Consider the following 20,543-nt stretch of genomic DNA (forward strand, 5'->3'; position numbering starts at 1 on the left):
CTTAGCGGGTGGCGTGGGTGGACGAGGCGGTCCGGGCCGCTCGCAGGCGGCGGCCGAGCCGGTCGAAGACCCGGGTGAGGCAGGCGACCTCGTCGTCGTCGAGGTCGTCCATGAGGTGGGCTCGTACCGACGCCAGGTGGTGCGGTGCGGCTTCGGACAGGGCGAGCAGCCCGGCGGCGGTGAGCACCGCCTCGCTGCCGCGCCGGTCGTCCGGGCAGGGCTCCTTGCTGACCAGGCCGCGGCGCTGCATGGAGGAGACCTGGTACGTCAGTCGGCTGGGCGAGAAGATGAGCCGGTTGGCCAGCTCGCCCATCCGTAACCGTTGCCCCGGTGCCTCGGAGAGCAGGACCAGCACGTGGTAGTCGGCGAAGCTGAGCTCGCTGTCGGCGCGCAGGTCCTCTTCCAACTGGGTGTAGAGACGCTGACTGGCCTCGATGTAGGCGCGCCAGGCGGCCTCTCGGGTGCGGTCCAGGCTCTCGGTCATGTCCACGACGATAGCACTACTTCAAAATTTAACTACCGGTGTTGAGCGTCGCCTGAGTCACGTTTTCGGCCGTCGAGCGGCCAGCTTCTGCAACTTTGAAGGAAGTGGCCGTGAAATCAGCGGTGCGATGGCGGTGCGGTGTGCCAGACTCCGGCCTCGTGAAACACGTGGAACTCACCACCGCCGACCTGCTGCTGCGTCCCTGGCGAGACGAGGACGCTCCGGCGGTGCGCGACGCCCTGCTCGATCCGGCCATCGCCCAGTGGAACCCGCAGGGTGGCGGCCCGATCGACGACGCGACCGCGCTGCTCTGGGTCCGCCGCCGGGCCGACTGGTCCGCCGGTGACCACGTCTCCATGGCGGTGGCCTCGGCGGCCGACGGGAAGCTGCTGGGTTCGGTGTCGCTGCACCACATCCACCGCGGCGACGCGTCCATCGGTTACTGGACGGCGCCGGCGGCCCGTGGGCGTCAGGTGGCGGTGCGGGCCGTCGTCCGGCTCACCGACTGGGCGTTCACCGACCTGCGGCTGCACCGGGTGGAACTGTGCCACGCCGTGGCCAACCCGGCCTCCTGCCGGGTCGCCGACCGGGCCGGCTACCGCGCCGAGGGGACGCTGCGCGAGTCGTACCGGTACGGCGACGGCCGCCGCTACGACGAGCACCTGCACGCCCGCCTGTCGACCGACAGTTAGGGCCTGGCCGGGGTCCGAACATGCTTCGGCCCCGGCCGCCCGCGAACCGTCACTCGGTGACCTTGCGGAGGAGCGCCGCGAGGGCGGTCTCGAGGCGCTCGATCCGCTCCGGCAGGGGCAGCGGCTCGGGCGCGGGAGGCCCGGCGTGCTTCTTGCCCCGCAGATAGAGCGAGCAGGCGAGGTCGGAGCACAGGTACGTGCCCACGGAGTCACCCTGCCGTCCGCTTGGACCGGCCTTGGGGGCGGTCATCAACGAGACGCCGCCGCCGAGGTGCGTGGTCAGGCAGAACGAACACATGCTGTGCCGCACGCGCCCCGTCTGGTGCGCCGCGGCCCGCAGCACCACCCCGGCCAGTTTGCCGTCGGTCTCGGCGACCAGGTAGGCCCGCTGCGGCGCGGAGGGGTCCCGCCAGCCGAGGAAGTCGAGGTCGTCCCAGGGACGCATCGCAAGATCATTGGGTACGGTCAGCCGCTTCGCCTCGCCTCGGCTGCAATTGACGAAGGAGGCGCGGATGACGGATTCGGTCAGGGCTAGCATAGGGAGTAGCCTAGCTCGCCTAGGCAAACGAATAAGGCAGCTAGGTTGGGGTGTGGTGGATGGCACGTGCAGGAGTGACAGTCGAACGCCTGACGCTGGCCGCGGCCGAGCTGGCCGACGAGGTGGGCATGCAGAACGTCACAGTCGCCGCGCTCGCGCGCCAGTTCGGGGTGAAGGACGCGAGCCTGTACTTCCACCTCAGAAACGCGCAGGACCTGCGGGTCCGGGTCGCCCTGCTGGCTCTGGCCGAACTGGCCGACCGGGTCGGCGCCGCGCTCGCCGGCCGGGCCGGCAAGGACGCGCTGGTGGCCTTCGCCAACGCGTACCGCGACTACGCGCGCGAGCACCCGGGCCGCTACGCCGCCATGCAGATCGACCTGGACCCGGAGACCGCCGCCACCAGCGCCGGCGTCCGACACGCCGAGATGACCCGGGCCATCCTGCGCGGCTACCGGCTCTCCGAGCCCGACCAGACCGACGCGGTGCGGATGATGCACAGCACGTTCCACGGGTTCGTGAGCCTGGAACGGACCGGCGGCTTCCGGCACACCCCGCGCCCCACCGACGACTCGTGGTCGCGCACCCTGGACGCCCTCGACGCCGTCCTCACCAACTGGCCGTCGCGCTGACGGCCGAGCGGGCCTGCGTCCACCCACCCGGCCGGCGCTGAGGGTGTGCTCGGATCAGGGCGCCGCCGGCGCGGTGACGTTCACCAGCCAGTCGGTTCCGAACCTGTCGGTGCACCTGCCGTAGAGCGCGCCCCACGGCGATCTGGCGAATGGCACCGTGACCGTCCCTCGCTCGGACAGTCGCTCCCAGTAGGTGACGAGTTCCGCCTCGTCGCCGCCGAGGGTGATCGACGACCTGCCCCTGACCGCGTCGTCGCCCGGCGTCCGATCGGAGGCCATCAGCACGACCCCAGTCGTCCCCCTGAGCGTCGCGTGGGCGATCAGCTCGTCCTGCGCCGTACCCGTCGACCCCTGGAGATCGCCGAAGGTGGTGATCTCCAGGTTGCCCCCGAACACCGACTGGTAGAACCACATCGCCTGGCGAGTGTTGCCGGTGAAGCTGAGGTACGGGCTGACCCGGGCGGTCACCGTCCCACCTCGGCGGTGAGCGGGCGGCGCTGGGCGCTGCGCTGCCGGAGCAGGACGAATCCGAGGCCCGCCACGAACCAGGTCGCGAGGATGCCGAGGGGCGCCAGGGTGTGTGCGCCGTCGAAGTAGCCGAAGTTGTTGACCGCTCGTACCGCCGCGCCCGGTGGGAGCTTCCCCGAGATCGCCTGTGCCCACTCCGGCAACAGATCGACCCCGATCGTCGCTCCGCTCGTCGCGTTGCCGATGGTCGTGAGGGTGAGGACGGCCAGGGCGATACCCGCCGGGCCGAGCCAGGCCCCCAGCGCCTTGGTCGTAAAGGCGCTGGCGGCGGACAGCAGGATGAGCGAGAGGGCGAGCAGCGGGAATGGTGCGGTGAGTGATCCGTACACCGGACCCGCGACGGTCGCCGCGATCACACCGATCAGGACGGCGAATCCGCCCATCGCGTAGAGGCGGTGCCGCAGCCGCACCTTCGCGGTGGCTGCGGTGAGCCCCTGCGCGAGGACGAACGACGCGAGGGTGACGCCGAACACCACGTAGAACGCGGACAGCCCTCGGCTGTCGTAGGCCGCCAGCGGCACGATGTCGTTTTCCTGGACGGTGGCCCCCGTCTTCGCGGCGAGACCGGCGGCGAGCTGACGCGCGGCGCCGCTCTCGCTGAACCCGCTCGCGCCGGCATAGTCGAGTGTCAGCGTGGTGGGGGAGGTTTCGCCGAGGACGGCGACGGCGTCGCCGTGGCGCACCATGGCCTCGCCGTCCGCGACGCTCGCGACCTCGGTGACGGCCACCGCGTTACCAAATCCGGCCTGTGCGGTGTGCGCCAGCCGCGCGCTGGCCACGGCGATCGGCAGCTGGCTCGGCTGAGGGCTGCGTTGCAGTCCGACATAGACCGCGATGAACGCCGTGCCGATGATCAGCCCGGTGATCACGAGCGTTGTCCAGGCTCGGCGCTGGGTGACGACGGGCGACGCTCCGTCGGTACGTGGATCGGATGGCGACGTCATGGGTGCTTCCTCGGGTAGTGTGGTTTGAATGTCCAACCAAACGAACCGTAGCACTGACGGTTTGAAAACCAAACCAGAGCGGGACACTCTCGCTGTGGCGCTCGACGCAGTCAACGACAGGTGGTCGCTGCATATCGTGCGAGCGCTCGCGTTCGGCGCCTCGCGCTACACCGAGATCCTTCGCGCCGTCGGCGCGCCCAGGGACGTTCTGGCCGCCCGACTGCGAAAACTGGGCGAATCCGGCATCCTTCAGGCCCGTGCCACCGAGACCGGCAAGGTCGCGGGTTATGAACTCACCCAGAAGGGCAAGGACCTCGGGCAGGTCATCCTCGTGCTCAAGCGCTGGGGTGACACCTACAGCGAGGGCGACGTGCCCAGGGTCGACTTCATCCACGAGCTCTGCGGCCAGGTCTTCGTCGCCGAGGTGCGCTGTCAGGCGTGTGGCAAGCCCGTCCGGTCCGGAGAGCTGTCATTCGATCAGGAGTCCCCGGCATGCTGAGCGACCTGGAGTTGGCCGACTGGCGGGAACGGGTGGCCCGGCTGTACCTGTCCGACGTCGACCTGACCGGGTTCCGTGCCGGCCGCGACGAACTCTTCGCCACCCACCCGCAGAGCCCGATCCCGCCGGCCGAGCGGGCCGACTTCACCGGGGTGCGCTACTTCCCGGCCAACCCGGATGCCGTGGTCGAGGCGCCGCTCCGGCCGGCCAGTGGTGAGCTGCGCATCGACACCGGCGGTCCGGACGGGGTGGTGGCGTACCGGCGGGTGGCGGTGGCCGAGACGCCGTGGGGGTCGCTGACCCTGTGGTGGATCGAGGCGTACGGGGGTGGGTTGTTCGTGCCGGTTCGCGACGGCACCAGCGGTCGGGAGACGTACGGGGGAGGCCGGTACCTCACCGACACGGTGAAGGGCACCTTCGGCCGGGGCGTCGAGCTGCTGCCCGGCGACCGGGTCCGGTTGGACGGCAACTACCTCTACAACGCGAGCTGCGCGTACGACGACCGTTGGGCGTGCCCCCTGGCGCCGCCGGAGAACCGGGTCGAGGTCGACATCCGTGCCGGCGAGCTGACGTACCACGACTGAACGGCCGCCCGCCCCGAGTGCTGCCGGGACGGACGGCCGGTCGATCGGCGCTCAGCGGGCGTTGGTGGCGGGGCCGGGCAGCTGCATCCGACCCATCAGCTGCCGCGCCTGGTCGGCGAGCTGCGCGTCCACCGTCACCGCGTACTGGCCGGCGCGCAGTGAGCTGGCCGAGGTGAAGTCCCGCTGCCCGCCCGTCATGGCGTGCGCGACCGCGCCGAACACGGCACCCCAGATCGCACCGATGACCAGCCCGACCAGGATCACCGCCAGCCAGTTGCCGACGGTGAAGATGCCGAACAGCAGGCCGATGAAGAGCCCGAACCAGGCGCCGGTACCGGCGCCGAGCAGCCCGGCTCGACCCGTGGTCATCCGCCCGAGCACCGTCTCCACCAGGGTGAGGTTGGTGCCGACGATGGCGGTGTGCTCCACCGGGAAGCGATTGTCGGCCAGATAGTCGACGACCCGCTGTGCCGCCGGATAGTCCGGGTACGGACCGATCGTCACGGTCGGCGAACCGGTCTGCGGCCCGTGGCCGTCACCGCCCGCCGTCGACAGGCGGCCGGCCGGCCCGGATGGAAGCAGGTCGCCATCCTGTGTGCCGGGCCGCCACGCGGCGGTCGGCCCCGAAGCTGACGTCATGAGCATCCTCCCTCGTCAGCTCCCCGGCTTCCCCTCCAGGCCGACCGGTAACGCGGTGTCCGCCGGGCGTCGGAGGGGAATGAGCACGGGCGGCCCGGGTAGGCAGCCAGGTGAAGAACGGACAGATCAGCGACTACGGTTTCCTCGCCGACGGCCGCAGCGCGGCGCTGGTGGACGCCACCGGCTCGGTCAACTGGTGGTGCCCGGGCCGGTTCGACGCCCCGTCGGTGTTCGGGCGGCTGCTCGACGACGGCGCCGGGCACTGGTCGATCCGGCCCGAGGGCGACTACAGCGTGCACCGCGGCTACCTGGAGGACACCCTGGTGCTGCGGACCGTCTTCCGCACCGCGCAGGGGGAGGTCGCCCTGACCGACGCGCTCGCCTTCGAGCCGGGCTCCCGCGGTCACGACATCGGCCTGCACTCCCCGCAGGTGCTGGTTCGCTCGGTGGAGGGGCTCTCCGGTGCGGTGCCGATGCGCGTGCACTACCGGCCGCGCTTCGAGTACGGCCGCACCATCGCGTACCTGATCGAGCGGGAGGACATGCTGGAGGCGATCGCCGGGGCCGCCCGGCTCACCCTGCGCGGCAGCGTGCGGTTGACCTCCGGCGACGGCGAGGCCGCCGCGACGTTCACCGTCCGCGCCGGCACCAGACACAACTTCACCCTCGGGTACGCCCCGACCTACGACGCCCCGCTGCCGGAGGTGCCGGACGCCGACCAGACCATCGCCGACACCGTCGCCGGCTGGCGGTCCTGGACCGCGCAACATGGATACGACGGGCTCTACGCCGAGCAGGTGCGGCGCAGTCGGCTGGTGGTGCAGGGCATGACGTACCGACCGAGCGGGGCGGTGGTGGCCTCGGTGACCACGTCCCTGCCGGAGGAGCTCGGCGGGGACCGCAACTACGACTACCGCTACGTCTGGGTGCGCGACTTCAGTCTCACCCTGCGAGCGCTGTGGCGAACGGCGTGCTTCGACGAGGTGCAGCGGCAGTTCGCCTGGTTGGGACGGGCGATGGGCCGCGTCGACAACAAACCGGTGCCCATCATGTACGGGGTGCTGGGGGAACGGGATCTCACCGAGCACCGCCTGGAACAGCTCGGCGGCTACCGCGACAGCCCGCCGGTGGTGATCGGCAACGACGCCTGGCAACAGCGGCAGACCGACATCTTCGGCGAGGCGCTGGACGCCGCCTGGTTGATGCGCGACAAGCTGGAGCCGATGGACCAGGAGGTGCGCCACGTCCTCCGGTTGCTCGCCGACCAGGCCGCCCGCGACTGGGAGCTGCCCGACGCGGGGATGTGGGAGGAACGCGGCGTCGAACACCACCACGTGTCCTCGAAGGTGCAGTGCTGGGTCGCCCTGGACCGGGCGGTCCGCTTCGGTGACCAACTCGGCGAGCCGCAGGACGTGGCACGCTGGGCGGATGTCCGCGACAAGGTCCGCGCGCAGGTGCTCGAGCGAGGGTGGAGCGAGCGGCTCCAGTCGTACACCGGGAGTTTCGAATCCGACGACCTGGACGCGTCGGTGCTGGTGATGCCGCTGGTGGGGTTCCTGCCGGCCGACGATCCGCGGATGCGGTCGACGATCCGCGCCGTGGAGCAGCGGCTGTCACACGACGGCCTGCTGCGGCGCTGGGACGGCGACCCGGCGGGGTTCCTCATCTGCTCGTTCTGGTTGGTGTGTTGCCTGGCGCTGGCCGGTGAGCGGGACCGGGCGCACGAGCTGTTCCGGGGGTTGGCGGAGCGGGTCAACGACCTCGGCCTGTTCGCCGAGCAGATCGACCCGCTGACCGGGGAGCAATTGGGCAACTTTCCGCAGGCGTTCTCCCACATCGGCCTGATCAACGCCGCCGGTGTGCTCACCGACGTGGAGCAGGACCCGACCCTGCGCGGTCAGGGCATGCCGCCGTCGTACTTCTCCCCGGTCCGGTAGTGCCGCCGCCGCCGCGCGTGCGCGGTTCGGTAGTGGCGGCGGGCCGCGCGCACGGGGCAGCCGCGAGCCGGGAAGAATGGCGGGATGCGGTTGCTGCTCACGGCGGACACCCACGTACCCAAGCGGGCCCGCGACCTGCCCGGGCCGCTCTGGGCGGCCATCGAGGAGTCGGACGTGGTGGTGCACGCCGGCGACTGGGTCGACGAGTCGCTGCTCGACGCGATGAGCGCGCGTTCGCGCCGACTCGTCGGCGTGTACGGCAACAACGACGGCCCGGCCCTACGCGCCCGGCTGCCGGAGGTGGCCCGGGTGGACCTCGACGGCCTGCGGATTGCCGTGGTGCACGAGACCGGGCCACGAACCGGTCGTGAGCAGCGCTGCGCGGCCCGTTTTCCCGACGTCGACCTGCTGGTCTTCGGGCACTCGCACATCCCGTGGGACACCGGGGCGCCCGGCGGGCTGCGTCTGCTCAACCCCGGCTCACCCACCGACCGCCGCTCCCAGCCGCACGCCACCTACCTGACTGCCGAGATCGACGCAGGCCGCCTGACCAAGGTCACGCTGCACCGCCTGCCCCGCCCCTGACCGTCGGGCCGCCGGCCCCACCCCGCGCCGCGCCCGCGTGGGTGGGTGGGCGGGTGGGGCGCGGGCGGGGTGGGCGCGGCGGGATGGGGCAGGGTTACTGGCCTCGGCCGGTTTCGGCTTGTAGCTCGTCGATGCGCTTGGACGCCTCGGCCTTGGTCAGGTTGCTGGGTAACTCCGCGTTGGCCTCCCGGGCCAGGGTGCCCAGATAGGACTCCTGCGCCGCGGTGGGCGGTTCGTCGCCGGTGACCCACTCGTCCGGGTCCTTGATCGCGGCATGCTGGTCGGCCTGCTCGTTGGCGCGGTCAGTCATCGTCGTCATCCTCTCTTCGAACAGGTGTGCCAGTACCCTGATCTCCAGGGTTCATGCCTGTCCGCCCGCCGCCACCTACGATCACCGAATGGACGTGGACCGGTCGAAGGTGGTGGTGGTCGGGGCGGGCATCGCCGGGGTGGCCTGTGCGGTGGAGTTGACGCGGGCCGGGGTGCCGGTGCAGGTCCGGGAGCGCGGGCACGTCTGCGGCGGCCGGATGGCCAGCAAACGCTTCGACGGCCGGCCCGCGGACATCGGTGCCGCGTACTTCACCGCCACCGACCCGGACTTCGTCGCCGTCGTCGAGCAGTGGCGCGCCGCCGGCCTGGTCCGGGAATGGACCGACACCTTCCAGGCGTACGACGAGAACGGGCGACACGACGTGCCCGGCCCGATGCGCTTCGCCGCCCCGCGCGGGCTGCGCTCACTAGTCGAACACCTGGCCAGCGCGGTGCCCGTGACCGTCGACCGGCTGGTGCTGAGCGTGGACGCCGGACCGTCCGTGGACGGCGAGGCCTGTGCGGCGGTCGCGCTGGCCATGCCCGGCCCGCAGGCCGCCCTGCTGCTCGACCCGGCGCTCACCGACGCCACCCGGGTCGTGCAGGCACAACGCTGGTCACCGTCCCTGGCCGTGGTGCTGCGCTTCCCGACCCGGCGCTGGCCGGACTTCCGGGGCGCGTTCGTCAACGGCCACCCGGTCGTCAACCTCGTCTGCGACGACGGCGACCGGCGCGGTGACGGCGCTCCGGTGCTCGTCGCGCACACCACGCCGGAGTTCGCCGCCGGGCACCTGGCCCAGCCCAGCGGTGCTGGTCCGGCGGTCGAGCAGGCCGTCCGGGACCTGTTGGGGTTGCCGGCGCAGGCCCTCGACGTGCGTGTGCACCGCTGGACGTACGCGAAGCCGACCGGCGGTCCCACCGCTGACACCCACCACCTGGATGCCGACGGGATCGGCCTGGCCGGTGACGCGTTCGGCAAACCCCGGGTGCAGAGCGCCTGGCGCTCCGGTCGGGACCTGGGCCGCGCCATCGCCGCCCGGCTGGCCTGACCCGCCCGCCTGGCAGGGCCGGCCTGCCGGCCGACGGGTTCGGGCGGCCGTCCTGGCCGTTGCGATCGGCGCGGGTCGGCGTGCGTTCAGGTGGCCGCTGACCTACTCGTTCAGGCGTGGCCGGCGGCGGCTACCGGCCGGGCGTCGGGGTCCCGTTCGGCTGGGTCGGAGGTGCGTTCGCCCTCCCGGTCGAGCAGTTGCATGACCGGCGTTGCCGTGATGCCGTGCACCACCACGGACACGAGCACCACCAGCCCGACGGTCGCCCAGAGCAACTCGGCCTGCGGGAAGTCGGCCTTCGTGGTGGCGTACGCGAGGTAGTAGAACGAGCCGACACCGCGGATGCCGAACAACGAGATGACCCAGTGCTCGGCCGGCCGGCCGGGCGCGCCCCGCAGCGACAACCAGCCGAACAGCGGCCGGATCAGGAACACCAGGGCCAGCCCGACGGCGACCGCGGGCCAGGTCAGCGGGGCCAGCAGGCCACCCACGATCGCGCCGCCGAGCAGCAGCAACAGCACCAGGGTGAGCAACCGTTCGACCTGTTCGGCGAAGTCGTGCAGCACCGAGTGGAACTCGTGGGTCCGCTCGGCGGCCCGGATGGCCCGCGCGGCCACGAACACCGCCAGGAAGCCGTACCCGCCGACCACCTCCACCAACCCGTACGCCAGGAAGGTGGCGGCCAGCGCCAGGAAGCCCTCGGCGTGCCGGGCCAGCCGCAGCTCACTGGGCGCGCGGAAGAACAGCTTGCCGAGCAACCAGCCGATCAGCAGCCCGCCGCCGACCCCGACGCCCACCTTCCAGAGCACGTCCACGGTGAACCACTCGGCCAGCCAGTCGCCCGGGGCGAGGCTTGTCGAGGCGATGGCGATGGCGGCGTAGACGAACGGGAACGCCAGCCCGTCGTTGAGGCCGGCTTCCGAGGTCAACGCGAAGCGGACCTCGTCCTCGGAGTCCTCCACGTCGGTCGGCTCGCCGACCTGAACGTCGGCGGCGAGCACCGGATCGGTCGGGGCCAGCGCGGCGCCCAACAACAGTGCGGCGGCCGGCACCAGCCCCGCCCACCACCAGCCGAGCAGGGCCACCGCCGCGATGCACAGTGGCATGGCGATCGCCAGCAGCCGCCAGGTGGACGACCACCGCCGCCAACTCAACGGTCGGTCGATCTTGAGCCCGGCGCCCATCAGCGCGACGATGACGCCGATCTCGGTGAGGTGGGTGGTCAGCTCCGGGTGGGCCAGCGGGTCGGGTGTCGGCAGCCCGACCGGCAGCAGGAACACCAGCATGCCGAGGGCGAGGAAGGCGATCGGCATGGACAGCGGGCGCTGCTCCAGCAACCGGGGCAGGATGCCCGCGAGCAGAGCGCCCAGGCCCACCAGCGCGAACGCCACGTCTACCGGCTCCACGGCACCACCTTTCCGCCGCACCCGCGGGGCGCGGGCAGGTGGTGACAGACCATGCCCCGGCGAGGCCTCGGCTATGCGCGCGCAGGCCGGTGAACCGGAGTGAACCTCATCTGGGTCGGGTCAACGGCGAGTCGGCCAACTCGCCCAGCAGTGCGGCCGGGTCGTCGTACACCGCCACCGCGCCCGCGCCGGCAAGCTCACCGCGGCTGGTGCCGCCACAGGTCACGCCCACGCACGGGATGCTCAGCTTGCCAGCCGCGACGACGTCCCACACCGAGTCACCGACGAAGACCACCCGCTCGGCGGTCAACCCGGACTGCTCCAGCGCGGCGACCAGGATGTCCGGCGCGGGCTTGCTCTGCTGGGCGTCCTCGGAGGAGGTGACCGTGTCGATCACGTCGTCGGCGGCCAGCGCCCGGCGCAACGCGTCCACCTCCGGTCCGGAGGCGGAGGTGGCGAGCACCACCCGCAGCCCGCGCTCGGCGCAGGCGCGCAGCAGGTCGGCGGCCCGGGGCAGCGGCGTGAGTCGTTCCCAGTACTCGGCGTACAGGGTGTCGTGCGCGTCGCGCAGCTTCGGATCGGCGTCCCGGTCCCGCTCGGGGCCGAGCAGGTGGTCGAGGAGCTTGTCCGAACCCATCCCGATCGACCGGTGCACCGTCGCCATGGGCACCGGCTGGTCGGTCTGGCGCAGCGCCTCCCACCAGCTCACCGTGTGCAGGTAGGTGGTGTCGACCAGGGTGCCGTCGACGTCGAAGAGGACTCCGGAGGGCTCGTCGGTACGCATGGGCGTCCTCCTACCCCTCGGGCGTCTCAGGGATGCGCGGCCGGTGGCGTGAGAATCTCGAACCAGACCGTGGAGCCGCGGACCGACGGGTCGGTGCCCCAGGCGTCGCTGAGCTCCTCGATCAGGCCGAGGCCGCGCCCCCGACTGCTCAACGTGTCGGTGCGGGTCCGGGTCACGGTGCCTCGGGTACCGGAATCGGCGACCGAGACCAGGAGTCGTTCGGGGCTGAGATCGATCTCCACCCGGGCGGCGGTGCCGGCGTGCAGCAACGCGTTGGTGGTCAGTTCGCTCGTGCACAGCACCGCCGCCCCGATCACCGACTCGGCCACCTGCCACTCGGTGAGCTGGCCGGTCATCCAGTGCCGAACCCGGCTGGGTGCGGTGGGTTCGGCGGGCACCTCCATGCTCGCCGAGCGGCTCGGCTTGAGCGCGTGTTCGACCGCCAGCACCGCCACGTCGTCCTCGGTGCTGCCCGGCACCGCCGCGGTGGCCACGGCGCACAGCGCGCGGGGGTCGCCACTGCCGGCCTTGGCGACGGCGTCGCCAAGGGTGGCCAGCCCGGCGGTGAGGCTTTGCCGCCGACGCTCCACCACCCCGTCGCTGAACAGCAGCAGGGTGTCACCGGGGCGGAACGCGACAGTGACGGTGCCCGGCCGGCCGCCCAGGCCCAGCGGAGGGCCGGCCGGCACGTCGACGTACTCGGCGAAGGAGCGGCCCTCCGGGTCGCCGCGGCGGATCAGCGGCGCGGGGTGACCGGCGCTGGCCAGGGTCAGCTCTCGACGCTCCGCGTCGATGACCCCGAACGCCACGGTGACGAAGAGCTCGTGGGTGCTGGCCTCCGCGCCCAGGCTGGTCACCAGCCGGTCCAACCCGGCCAGCACCGCGTCGGGTGCCGGGTCGGCAAGTGCCAGCGCGCGCAGCGCGGCCCGGACCTGGCCCATCCGCGCGGCGGCCTGCACGTCATGGCCCGCGACGTCGCCCAGCACCACGCCGAGCGCGCCGCCGGGCAGGAGGAACGCGTCGTAGAAGTCACCGCCGGCGGCGTTGCCGTCCACCCCCGGGTCGTAGCGGGCCGCGACCCGCAACCGGGGCAGGTCCGGCAGGTGCTCCGGCAACATGCTGCGTTGCAACAACTGGGCGGTGCCGTGCTGGGTCTCGAACCGGCGGGCCCGCTCCGCGGCCTGGCCGATCAGCTCGGCCGAGGCGGCCAGCAGCGCCCGCTCGGCAGGCGACCAGGTGTGCGACACCTGGTAGCCGACCGCCAGCCCGCCGCGCACCACCGAGGTGCCCAGGGGCAGGGCCGCCATCGAGCGGATCTTCTGGTCGTGGCGGTCCACCGCGATCTCGCGCAGCGGCTGCCCGTCACGGACGAAGGACGGGCGGCCGGAGCCGGCCGCCTGCACCACCGGGGCCGACCAGTCCGCCGGAGCGCGCCGCCACAGCGGGGGAAGCCGCTCGTCGGCCTCGTCCAGCAACTCGCCGCGGACCCGGCGCACCATGCGCCAACCACCGCCCCCCTCGTCGACCGCGAACGAGGCCTGGTCCGGGTCGAACGTGGTGATCGCGTACCGCAGCGCCACCCGGGCCACGTCGTCGAGGGTGAGCGTGCCGGCCAGCGCCGCGGCCACCTCACTGAGGCTCTGCAACTGCTCGGTGACGTGGGTGGTCTCGGCCGCGACCGTCAACATGCCGACGATCGTGCCGGTGCTGTCCCGCACCGGTGAGTAGCCCCGGGTGAAGACCGCCTGCTCCACCGTGGCGGAGTGCCCACGCACCAACGGCAGGGTCGACTCCTTCTCCAGGAACGGCACCCCCTGCCGGTAGGTGCGCTCGAACACCTGACCGACGCCGGGCAGCGCCCAGATCTCGGCGAACACCTCGGCGGCCGGGCGGCCGAGGGCGCGCGGGTGCTTGGTGCCCAGCAGCTCGGCGTAGCCGGCGTTGTAGAGCAGAACCAGGTCGTCGCCGTACGCCAGGGCCATCGGCATCGGCGAGGCGAGGATCAGCTCGATCACGGCCCGGACCGCCACGTCCCAACTTTCCGGTGGGCCCAGCGGGGTGCCGGCCCAGTCGTGGGCGAGCACGGCAGCGGCCGCACCGGGGCCGGTGGACGCACCCGGGGCCGGAGTTGCTGGCGTGGGGACTCGCCCGACCGTTCCTGGCATGTTCGCAGCCTAGTCGGCCCACCGAAAAAGGCATCCGATCATGGCCGTGGCCCGTCGCCGTCATCGCCGCGATGCCCATTTGGGCAGGTCCGGGCCCCTGATCGTCGGCCGGCCGGGAAAAACGCGGCGCGTTGCGCGGACTGCCCGACCGGTAGCCGGGTATGCGCCCGGCGCAGTCCATGCGACAGGAGGGACATCATGCTGAAGACCCTCGCGGTCCGGCAGGCCGACATCGGCGATGCCATCGCCGACACCTGGAGGTCGGTGCTGCTCTTCATCCCGAAGGCAGTGGCCTTCATCGTCATCCTGGTGGTCGGCTGGCTCATCGCCAGAGCCGTCCTCAAGATCGTGGATACGGTGCTGGAACGGGTGCACTTCGACCAGGCGGTCGAACGTGGCGGTATCAAACGGGCCCTGGAGAGAACGAAGTACGACGCCTCCGACATTCTGGCCAGACTGGCGTACTACGCCGTACTGCTGTTCACGCTGCAGTTCGCGTTCGGAGTCTGGGGGCCCAACGCGATCAGTGACCTGATCAGCGGGGTGGTGTCCTGGCTGCCGCGTGCGTTCGTCGCGATCATCATCGTGGTGGTGGCGGCCGCGATCGCCAACGCCGTCCGGGATCTGGTCACCGGGGCGCTGGGCGGGCTCTCGTACGGCAAGGTGCTTGCCGACCTGGCGGCGATCTTCGTCATCGCGCTCGGTGTGATCGCCGCACTGAACCAGGTGGGTATCGCCACCACGGTGACGACCCCGGTGCTGATCGCGGTGCTCGCCACGGTGGCCGGCATCCTGATCGTCGGCGTCGGTGGCGGTCTCGTGAAGCCGATGCAGAACCGCTGGGACGGCTGGCTGGACCGGGCCGCCCGGGAAGCTCGGGCGGTGCAGCAGCAGCGTCAGGCCAACGCGGCCGGGCGGAGCGACGTGGAGCGGCAGATGGCCGACCGCGGCGGCGATCGTACCCAGGCGATGCCTCGGGTGGACGAGGAAGCTCCGCAGTACCGCGCCTAACGAGGCGCAACGGCACGGCAGGTGGGGAGGGTGGTCCGCGCATCGGTGCGCGGGGCGCCCTCCCCGCGCGTGTCAGGCCCGGTCGAGCGAGCGGGCCAGCGCGCAGACCGCGAGCAGTCGGGTGAGCAGCCACTCCGGGCGACTCCAGTCCACCGGCCCGTCCGGTGCAGCCCACCCGTGCTCCAGGGCGGCAGCCCGGACTCCCTCGGCGTAGCCGGCGAGTGTCGCGGCGGTCAGCGGCTGACGGTCACCGTCGAGGCTGTCCCGCACGGCGGCCGCGTGCTGGTCGACGAGGGCCAACAGCCCCGGTCGCGCGGCGGCGGCCGCGAGCCCGACGGTGCCGAGGGACACGGTGAGGGCAGCCAGGGTGGACCGCGCCGAGTCGACGGCGGTACGGGAGGCGACCCGGTTGAACGGCACACGCATGGTGACCGAGGCTAACCGACAGGTGACGGTGTCGCCGTCGGCCACTCGGCGGATGTCGGCTGCGCCACTGGCGACAGGTGCTGACCGCGAGGGTTGATCCGCCACAGACGGGGCAGCAGGAGAACCACGAGCGTTTCGCGGCACACGGCACGGAGGCAGGCGATGGGACAGCAGCCGGACGGACCGGACGAGCGGCACCGGCGACCGCCCGGGGTGAGCGACGCGACGGTCGACGCGCTCGGCAAGCTCAGCGAGGCGCTGGAGTGCGTGGAGCGGGCCCGGGGGCACCTGTACTCGATGCACCAGCTGATCGGGCACGCCGACCTCACGCTCGGCGACGCCGTGCAGCAGTTGCGCGCCGCCGGGCATTCGCGCCTCGCCGACCGGATCGACACGGAGTTGGTGGGTCGCAACGTCATCGCCGGGCGGTGGACGTTCCAGCTCGTCGAGGACTTCGACGACGGCTACCATGCGCTGTTTCGGGAGCTGGACCAGCAGGCCCGCGACGAGTTGGTGGGCGGGCGACGCCACCTCTACGAGGCGGAGATGAAGGAACGCCGCCGCAGCCGGGGCCGGCCGGGCCACGAGGCCCGACCGGGCGGCGAGGGTTAGTCGCTTGTCGCGTCGGCCGGGCGACGCCGGGCCGCGTCGTCGGCGATGATCACGGTCGCCACCATCAGTGCGACGCAGAGGCTGAACAGCCACGACTCGTCGGCGACCAGCCGGGCGGACACGGGCGCCTGGAGGGCGGCGAGCAGGAAGCCGAGCCAGGCGAGCCGGCGCTGACGCGTCGAGAGGATTCCGGAGCCTTGATGCATCCCGAAATTCTTACGCGAACAAGCCCGCTTGCCGTCCTCCGATCGGCCGATTCTGGATGAGCTGTCCGTTTTCTCGACCGTCCGGACACGACTTCTTCGCGCCACGCGCGATAGGTGGCCTACGGCATTAGGGTGCCCCTGCGGCAGGATGGTGTCTCGTGTCCACCACGCCCGTGCGCCCCCGCGCCTCGCTGCTCCTGCTGGCCTATCTCGCGTTCGTCAGCCTCGGCCTGCCCGACGGCCTGCTCGGTGTCGCCTGGCCCTCCACGCGGAGTGACTTCGACGTACCGACCGAGGCGGTGGGTCTGGTGCTCACCGCGGGCACCGTCGGCTATCTGACCTCCAGCGTCGTGGCCGGGTTCACGCTGGCCCGCATCGGCGTGGGCGCGCTGCTCGCCGGCAGCACCGTGCTGGCCAGCCTGGCGCTGACCGGCTATTCGCTGAGCCCGGTGCTGGCCGTGCTGGTGGGCTGTGCGCTGCTGCTCGGGCTCGGGTCCGGCGCGGTCGACTCCGGGCTCAACGCGTACGCCGCCGGGGCGTTCGGGCCGCGCCACATGAACTGGTTGCACGCCTTCTTCGGCCTGGGCGTGGCGATCGGTCCGCTGATCATGACCGGGGTGCTGAGCGCCGGGCTGGCCTGGCGCTGGGGTTACGGCATCGTGGCCGCCGCCCAGCTCGCCCTGGCCGTGGCGTTCGTGCTCACCATGCGGGCCTGGCACCGCGAGCCGGCGCCGACCGGGGCCGCCGTCGGCGGGACGCTGCCCGCGGACGCCGCCGCCACGGCGCCCACCGGGGCCGCCGCCAGCGGCACGGCGCCCGCCGGTGCCGCCGCTGTCGGGACAAATCCCGCCAAGGACGCCGCGGCCGTGGGTGCCGGGGCCTCTGCGGCCGTGCGGTTGCCGGTCGGGGCGACACTGCGGCTGCCGGCGGTGTGGTCCGGGACGCTCGCCTTCGCGCTGTACGTCGCCATCGAGGTGTCCGCCGGCCTGTGGGCGTTCCTGCTGCTGACCGAGGGGCGCGGCGTGAGCGCGGCGGTGGCCGGCGGCTGCGTCTCCGCGTACTGGGGGAGTCTCTTCGTGGGTCGGGTGGTGCAGGGCGTGGTGGCCGAGCGCCTGGGTGCCACGCAGGTGCTGCGCGCCAGCCTGGTCGGGATGGCCGTGGGTGCGGCGCTGATCGCCGTACCCGGGCCGGCCGCGCTGGCGGTGCTCGGCCTGGTCGTGGTGGGCTTCGCCGCCGCGCCGGTGTTCCCACTGCTCACCCTCACCACCGCCGACCGGGTCGGCGCGGCGCACGCGGACCGGGCCATCGGGTTGCAGATCGGTGCCTCCGGCATCGGTGCGGCGCTCGTCCCGGGTGGGCTCGGTGTGCTGATCGGCCACACATCGGTGCAGGTGCTGGGCGCGGCCCTGCTGGTGCTCGCGCTGGCGTTGATCGCGCTGTACGAGTGGGGTGCCCGTCGACCCACCGCCGGGCGGCCGGTGCCAACGGTGCCGGCTCAGCCCGGCGGGGAGGATCAGACGTCCGGCCCGGTCCGGCCGGTGGTGGAGGGGCGGTAGGCGCGCTGCGGGTCGGTCGCCTCCCGGGCCGTGCCCCGGGCCTCCCCGTCGCGGTCCGAGGCGGCCGGCCCGTGCCCGAACGCGGCTTCCTCGCCGGCGTCGTTGGCCGTCACGTCGTCGGCCTGCCCGTCGAGGCTGGAGCCGGACACCGCCTGTTCCAGTTCTTCCAACGGAAGCCGTTCCTCGTCCCGCCACACCCTGATGTTGTCGTCGGTCATGTCTTCAGCGGTACCCGGGCGCGATGATCGCAAACGGGCGACGAGGCTCGGACACGGCGATGGCCGCCAGGACTCTGGCGGCCATCGGTGTCACTGCTCATCCTCACGGCTGCGGACGGTCCACCGAGCCGCGCCAGGCACCGGTCTCCTGACCGCGCCGCTCGATGTAGGTCTTGAACCGCTCCAGGTCGCCCTTGGCCCGCCGGTCGACGATGCCGAGCTTGTCGCCGGCCTGCTCGACCACCCCGTGCGGCTCGAACTCGAGCTGCAGGGTGACCCGCGTCTTGTCCGCGTCGAGCCGGTGGAAGGTCACCACGCCGGCCTGCTGGGTGCCGTCGGTGGAGCGCCAGGCGACCCGCTCGTCGGGGAGCTGTTCGGTGATCTCGGCGTCGAACTCACGCTTCACCCCGGCGATGTCCACAGTCCAGTGGGTCATCGTGTCGGAGAGCTGCTTGACCTCCGACACGCCCTCCATGAACTCGGGGAACTCCTCGAACTGCGTCCACTGGTCGTACGCGGTGCGCACGGGTACGGAAACCTCGACGTGTTCGGTAACACCACTCATCGGAAAGAACCTCCTTCAGTCGCTGGTGGTTGTCGGATCGGGGGCGATCCCGCTCACCAGCGAGTTGTCTCGTTCTTGTTGCCGAGCGCGGCCCACACCTCGGAAACCGTCTGGTAGAGGGTGCCCTCGGGCAGTCGTTCCAGCGACGCCACGATGTCGTCCGGCGCCTCGTTCTCGCGGGCGCTGGCGATGAGCACCAGCCGGTCGCCCGGCAGCGCGCTCATCGAGATGAACCGGCCCAGCCGGCTGCGCTGCTCGACGTCCGTGGAGCTCATCCCCTGCGGGGTGCCGGTGCGCAGGTCGCCGGCCGGCGCGGTGGTCGTCTCCGGCTGGTCCTCGCCAGCCGGCTCCGGCACCCGCGACTCGTCGACCCGGGAGCCACCGGTCCCCGGCCCCTGCACGAGGCCGCTGACCTCCTGACTCATCTGTTCGTCGATCCTGGGTCCGTGCTTGCTGTTGCCACGCTCCATGCCTTCTGCGCTACCCGGCACCCCGGCCGCTAAACCGGCACCCGGCCACGAACCGGCCCTCGGTCGGGCTCGGCACCGGACATCCGGTCGGAAACCGTCGGTCAGGAGGTCGCGGGCTTGCGTGGCGGCAGCACCGGATCCTCCGGGTCGGGGTCGCCGGCCTGCAACTGGCGTCCGCGCTGCACCTCGGCGTTGATCTGGACGCCCAGCATCAGCGCCGAGTTGGACAGGTAGAGCCAGACCAGGAACGCGATCGCCGCGCCCAGGCTGCCGTAGGTCGTCCCGTACGAGGCGAAGGTGGCCACGTAGAAGCCGAAGCCGAAGGAGACCGCCGTCCAGGACACCAGGGCCACCGCGCCGCCGGGGGTGAGCCAACGGAAGCGGGGTTGACGCACGTTCGGCGCGATCCAGAACAGCAGCGACAGCAGCACCATCATGACCATGGCGAGCACCGGCCACTTCGCCACGCTCCACACCGTGCGGGCCAGGCCACCGGCGTTGATCAGCTCGCCGACCGCGTCGGTGACCGGACCGCTGACGATGAGCGCGAGGGCGACCACCGCGAGCAGCACCAGCGTCACCGCGGCCAGGACGATCTGGATGGGCCGCAACTTCCAGACCGGCCGGCCCTCGGTCACCCCGTAGATGGAGTTCGAGGCCCGGGTGAACGCGCCGATGAAACCCGACGCGGACCACAGCGCACCGAGCAGGCCGAAGCTCAGCAGCAGCTTGGGGTTGCTCTGGTCGAGCACCACGGTGCGGATCACCCCGACCACGCCGCCGTCGTCGCCGGTCACCACCGACCCGGCACCCACCTGGTTGGCCAGGTCGACCACCGTGTCCAGGGTCCGCTCACCATCGGAGACCAGACCGACCAGGGCCACCACCACGATGGCGGACGGAAAGAGCGCCAGGACCCCGTAGTAGGTGAGCGCCGCGGCCCAGTCGGAGCAGTTGTCGTTGACGAAGTTCTGCACACTGCGCACCAGCACCCCACGCCAGGTCCGCCAGCTCAACTGCCGCATCCGCCGGGGCACGGGGGTGCCGGATCCGCCGTCACGCGTCGTGTCGGGCTCCGTGGTCGTCATGCCCGCTCCCTGCGTCCCGGCCACCGGATGACCGGTCGTCCGGTCGGGCCTGCGGCGGCCGGTACCCGGATCACGAAATCGACAAACCCGCTCGTCGCCGTACCCGTACCGCTACGGTTTGCCGCCGCGTCACCGGGGAACGGGCAGGGTGACCCCCAGTCGACACGGAGGAGGACGAGATGCCCGGGCGCGAGGACCTGCCCAGCACGCTGCGACGCTCCCCGGAGAAGGCGCAGCGCACCTGGGAGAAGACACACGACTCGGCGGTGGAGACCTACGGCGAGGGGGAGCGGTCGCACCGCACCGCCTTCGCCGCGGTGAAGCACCAGTTCGAGAAGGTGGGCGACCACTGGGAGCCGAAGGGCCGCAAGGGCCCCAGCGATCAGCAGGCCGCCGGCGGCGGGCCGGAACGGCGCGCACCCACCGCCGGTGGCGTGGACGCCAACGCCACCAAGGACCACCTCATGTCGGTGGCCCGCAAACTCGACGTTCCCGGTCGGTCCAGCATGACCAAACCGGACCTGGTCAAGGCGATCGAGAAGGCCAACGACCGGGCCACCCGCAAGGCTCGCGGCGACTGACCGCCGCCCCCGAGGAGCACCACCGACGCGGTACGGGC

At 72.0% G+C, this 20,543-nt stretch carries 26 protein-coding genes; 11 read left to right on the plus strand and 15 right to left on the minus strand.

Annotated features, from left to right (window positions below; translation table 11 throughout):
* Position 1 precedes the first annotated feature (1 nt).
* A complete protein-coding gene (locus AB0B57_RS14305) occupies positions 2-484 on the minus strand; it encodes a MarR family transcriptional regulator (protein WP_357069011.1) in 483 nt (160 codons plus the stop codon).
* Between the two features lie 158 nt (positions 485-642).
* Here AB0B57_RS14305 and AB0B57_RS14310 point away from each other — a divergent pair, with 158 nt between their 5' ends.
* Positions 643-1,176 carry a GNAT family protein gene (locus AB0B57_RS14310; protein ID WP_357069013.1) on the plus strand — a complete coding sequence of 178 codons (534 nt, stop codon included), beginning with the start codon at positions 643-645 and terminating at the stop codon, positions 1,174-1,176.
* 49 nt (positions 1,177-1,225) lie between these two features.
* On the opposite strand, the gene AB0B57_RS14315 is transcribed toward AB0B57_RS14310, so the two are convergent.
* A complete protein-coding gene (locus AB0B57_RS14315) occupies positions 1,226-1,714 on the minus strand; it encodes an FBP domain-containing protein (RefSeq protein WP_357069015.1) in 489 nt (162 codons plus the stop codon).
* Positions 1,715-1,773: 59 nt separating this feature from the next.
* Here AB0B57_RS14315 and AB0B57_RS14320 point away from each other — a divergent pair, with 59 nt between their 5' ends.
* Positions 1,774-2,343, plus strand: coding sequence for a WHG domain-containing protein (locus tag AB0B57_RS14320; protein ID WP_357069017.1), 570 nt, complete (start codon positions 1,774-1,776; stop codon positions 2,341-2,343).
* Positions 2,344-2,397: 54 nt separating this feature from the next.
* Here the strand turns inward: AB0B57_RS14320 and AB0B57_RS14325 are convergent, their stop codons facing one another.
* The gene (locus tag AB0B57_RS14325) at positions 2,398-2,811 is read right to left on the minus strand and encodes a VOC family protein (protein ID WP_357069020.1); all 414 of its coding nucleotides are present in this window, start codon (positions 2,809-2,811) and stop codon (positions 2,398-2,400) included.
* Positions 2,808-3,815: a hypothetical protein gene (locus tag AB0B57_RS14330; RefSeq protein ID WP_357069022.1), complete on the minus strand. Its 1,008-nt coding sequence runs from the start codon at positions 3,813-3,815 to the stop codon at positions 2,808-2,810. The genes AB0B57_RS14325 and AB0B57_RS14330 overlap by 4 nt, the downstream gene beginning before the upstream one ends.
* A gap of 94 nt (positions 3,816-3,909) precedes the next feature.
* On the opposite strand from AB0B57_RS14330, the gene AB0B57_RS14335 reads away from it, so the two are divergent.
* Together AB0B57_RS14335 and AB0B57_RS14340 are read left to right on the plus strand one after the other, a co-directional pair.
* Entirely contained in the window at positions 3,910-4,314 is a 405-nt protein-coding gene (locus AB0B57_RS14335) for a helix-turn-helix domain-containing protein (protein WP_357069024.1), read from the plus strand.
* Complete coding sequence (locus AB0B57_RS14340) at positions 4,311-4,898, plus strand: DUF1684 domain-containing protein (protein ID WP_357069436.1); 588 nt, start codon at positions 4,311-4,313, stop codon at positions 4,896-4,898. Before AB0B57_RS14335 ends, AB0B57_RS14340 begins: the two co-directional genes overlap by 4 nt.
* Positions 4,899-4,949: 51 nt before the next feature.
* On the opposite strand, the gene AB0B57_RS14345 is transcribed toward AB0B57_RS14340, so the two are convergent.
* The gene (locus tag AB0B57_RS14345) at positions 4,950-5,537 is read right to left on the minus strand and encodes a general stress protein (RefSeq protein WP_357069026.1); all 588 of its coding nucleotides are present in this window, start codon (positions 5,535-5,537) and stop codon (positions 4,950-4,952) included.
* Positions 5,538-5,647: 110 nt separating this feature from the next.
* Here AB0B57_RS14345 and AB0B57_RS14350 point away from each other — a divergent pair, with 110 nt between their 5' ends.
* A complete protein-coding gene (locus AB0B57_RS14350) occupies positions 5,648-7,474 on the plus strand; it encodes a glycoside hydrolase family 15 protein (RefSeq protein WP_357069028.1) in 1,827 nt (608 codons plus the stop codon).
* 84 nt (positions 7,475-7,558) lie between these two features.
* Positions 7,559-8,059, plus strand: a complete 501-nt coding sequence (locus tag AB0B57_RS14355; protein ID WP_357069030.1) for a metallophosphoesterase — start codon at positions 7,559-7,561, stop codon at positions 8,057-8,059.
* A gap of 94 nt (positions 8,060-8,153) precedes the next feature.
* On the opposite strand, the gene AB0B57_RS14360 is transcribed toward AB0B57_RS14355, so the two are convergent.
* Positions 8,154-8,378, minus strand: a complete 225-nt coding sequence (locus tag AB0B57_RS14360) for a DUF3072 domain-containing protein (RefSeq protein WP_357069032.1) — start codon at positions 8,376-8,378, stop codon at positions 8,154-8,156.
* Positions 8,379-8,457: 79 nt separating this feature from the next.
* Here AB0B57_RS14360 and AB0B57_RS14365 point away from each other — a divergent pair, with 79 nt between their 5' ends.
* Positions 8,458-9,417 (plus strand): FAD-dependent oxidoreductase, encoded by a 960-nt coding sequence (locus AB0B57_RS14365; protein WP_357069034.1) that lies wholly within the window; start codon positions 8,458-8,460, stop codon positions 9,415-9,417.
* Between the two features lie 110 nt (positions 9,418-9,527).
* On the opposite strand, the gene AB0B57_RS14370 is transcribed toward AB0B57_RS14365, so the two are convergent.
* The 3 genes from AB0B57_RS14370 to AB0B57_RS14380 all read right to left on the minus strand — a co-directional run bounded on the left by AB0B57_RS14370 (position 9,528) and on the right by AB0B57_RS14380 (position 13,772).
* Entirely contained in the window at positions 9,528-10,823 is a 1,296-nt protein-coding gene (locus tag AB0B57_RS14370; RefSeq protein ID WP_357069036.1) for a cation:proton antiporter, read from the minus strand.
* A gap of 106 nt (positions 10,824-10,929) precedes the next feature.
* Positions 10,930-11,607 carry an HAD family hydrolase gene (locus AB0B57_RS14375; protein ID WP_357069038.1) on the minus strand — a complete coding sequence of 226 codons (678 nt, stop codon included), beginning with the start codon at positions 11,605-11,607 and terminating at the stop codon, positions 10,930-10,932.
* Between the two features lie 26 nt (positions 11,608-11,633).
* Positions 11,634-13,772 (minus strand): SpoIIE family protein phosphatase, encoded by a 2,139-nt coding sequence (locus AB0B57_RS14380; protein WP_357069041.1) that lies wholly within the window; start codon positions 13,770-13,772, stop codon positions 11,634-11,636.
* A gap of 198 nt (positions 13,773-13,970) precedes the next feature.
* Between AB0B57_RS14380 and AB0B57_RS14385 the strand changes: the two genes are divergently transcribed.
* A complete protein-coding gene (locus tag AB0B57_RS14385; RefSeq protein ID WP_357069043.1) occupies positions 13,971-14,783 on the plus strand; it encodes a hypothetical protein in 813 nt (270 codons plus the stop codon).
* Between the two features lie 72 nt (positions 14,784-14,855).
* On the opposite strand, the gene AB0B57_RS14390 is transcribed toward AB0B57_RS14385, so the two are convergent.
* The gene (locus AB0B57_RS14390) at positions 14,856-15,209 is read right to left on the minus strand and encodes a DUF6401 family natural product biosynthesis protein (RefSeq protein WP_357069045.1); all 354 of its coding nucleotides are present in this window, start codon (positions 15,207-15,209) and stop codon (positions 14,856-14,858) included.
* Between the two features lie 162 nt (positions 15,210-15,371).
* On the opposite strand from AB0B57_RS14390, the gene AB0B57_RS14395 reads away from it, so the two are divergent.
* Complete coding sequence (locus AB0B57_RS14395; protein WP_357069047.1) at positions 15,372-15,821, plus strand: hypothetical protein; 450 nt, start codon at positions 15,372-15,374, stop codon at positions 15,819-15,821.
* Here the strand turns inward: AB0B57_RS14395 and AB0B57_RS14400 are convergent.
* Positions 15,818-16,027, minus strand: a complete 210-nt coding sequence (locus AB0B57_RS14400) for a hypothetical protein (RefSeq protein ID WP_357069049.1) — start codon at positions 16,025-16,027, stop codon at positions 15,818-15,820. The two genes, AB0B57_RS14395 and AB0B57_RS14400, sit on opposite strands and share 4 nt — an antisense overlap.
* 158 nt (positions 16,028-16,185) lie before the next feature.
* Here AB0B57_RS14400 and AB0B57_RS14405 point away from each other — a divergent pair, with 158 nt between their 5' ends.
* On the plus strand, positions 16,186-17,583 hold the full coding sequence (locus AB0B57_RS14405; RefSeq protein ID WP_357069051.1) for an MFS transporter: 1,398 nt from the start codon (positions 16,186-16,188) through the stop codon (positions 17,581-17,583).
* Here the strand turns inward: AB0B57_RS14405 and AB0B57_RS14410 are convergent.
* The 4 genes from AB0B57_RS14410 to AB0B57_RS14425 all read right to left on the minus strand — a co-directional run bounded on the left by AB0B57_RS14410 (position 17,541) and on the right by AB0B57_RS14425 (position 19,924).
* Positions 17,541-17,801 carry a hypothetical protein gene (locus AB0B57_RS14410; RefSeq protein ID WP_357069053.1) on the minus strand — a complete coding sequence of 87 codons (261 nt, stop codon included), beginning with the start codon at positions 17,799-17,801 and terminating at the stop codon, positions 17,541-17,543. The genes AB0B57_RS14405 and AB0B57_RS14410 overlap by 43 nt on opposite strands.
* A 103-nt stretch (positions 17,802-17,904) precedes the next feature.
* Positions 17,905-18,366: an SRPBCC family protein gene (locus AB0B57_RS14415; RefSeq protein ID WP_357069055.1), complete on the minus strand. Its 462-nt coding sequence runs from the start codon at positions 18,364-18,366 to the stop codon at positions 17,905-17,907.
* Positions 18,367-18,419: 53 nt separating this feature from the next.
* On the minus strand, positions 18,420-18,836 hold the full coding sequence (locus AB0B57_RS14420) for a DUF2795 domain-containing protein (protein WP_357069057.1): 417 nt from the start codon (positions 18,834-18,836) through the stop codon (positions 18,420-18,422).
* Between the two features lie 101 nt (positions 18,837-18,937).
* Positions 18,938-19,924, minus strand: coding sequence for a YihY/virulence factor BrkB family protein (locus tag AB0B57_RS14425; RefSeq protein WP_357069059.1), 987 nt, complete (start codon positions 19,922-19,924; stop codon positions 18,938-18,940).
* 179 nt (positions 19,925-20,103) lie between these two features.
* Between AB0B57_RS14425 and AB0B57_RS14430 the strand changes: the two genes are divergently transcribed.
* A complete protein-coding gene (locus AB0B57_RS14430) occupies positions 20,104-20,505 on the plus strand; it encodes a ChaB family protein (protein WP_357069061.1) in 402 nt (133 codons plus the stop codon).
* Positions 20,506-20,543: the final 38 nt, after the last annotated feature.

The organism is Micromonospora sp. NPDC049101 (assembly GCF_040648675.1).
Classification (GTDB): Bacteria; Actinomycetota; Actinomycetes; order Mycobacteriales; family Micromonosporaceae; genus Micromonospora.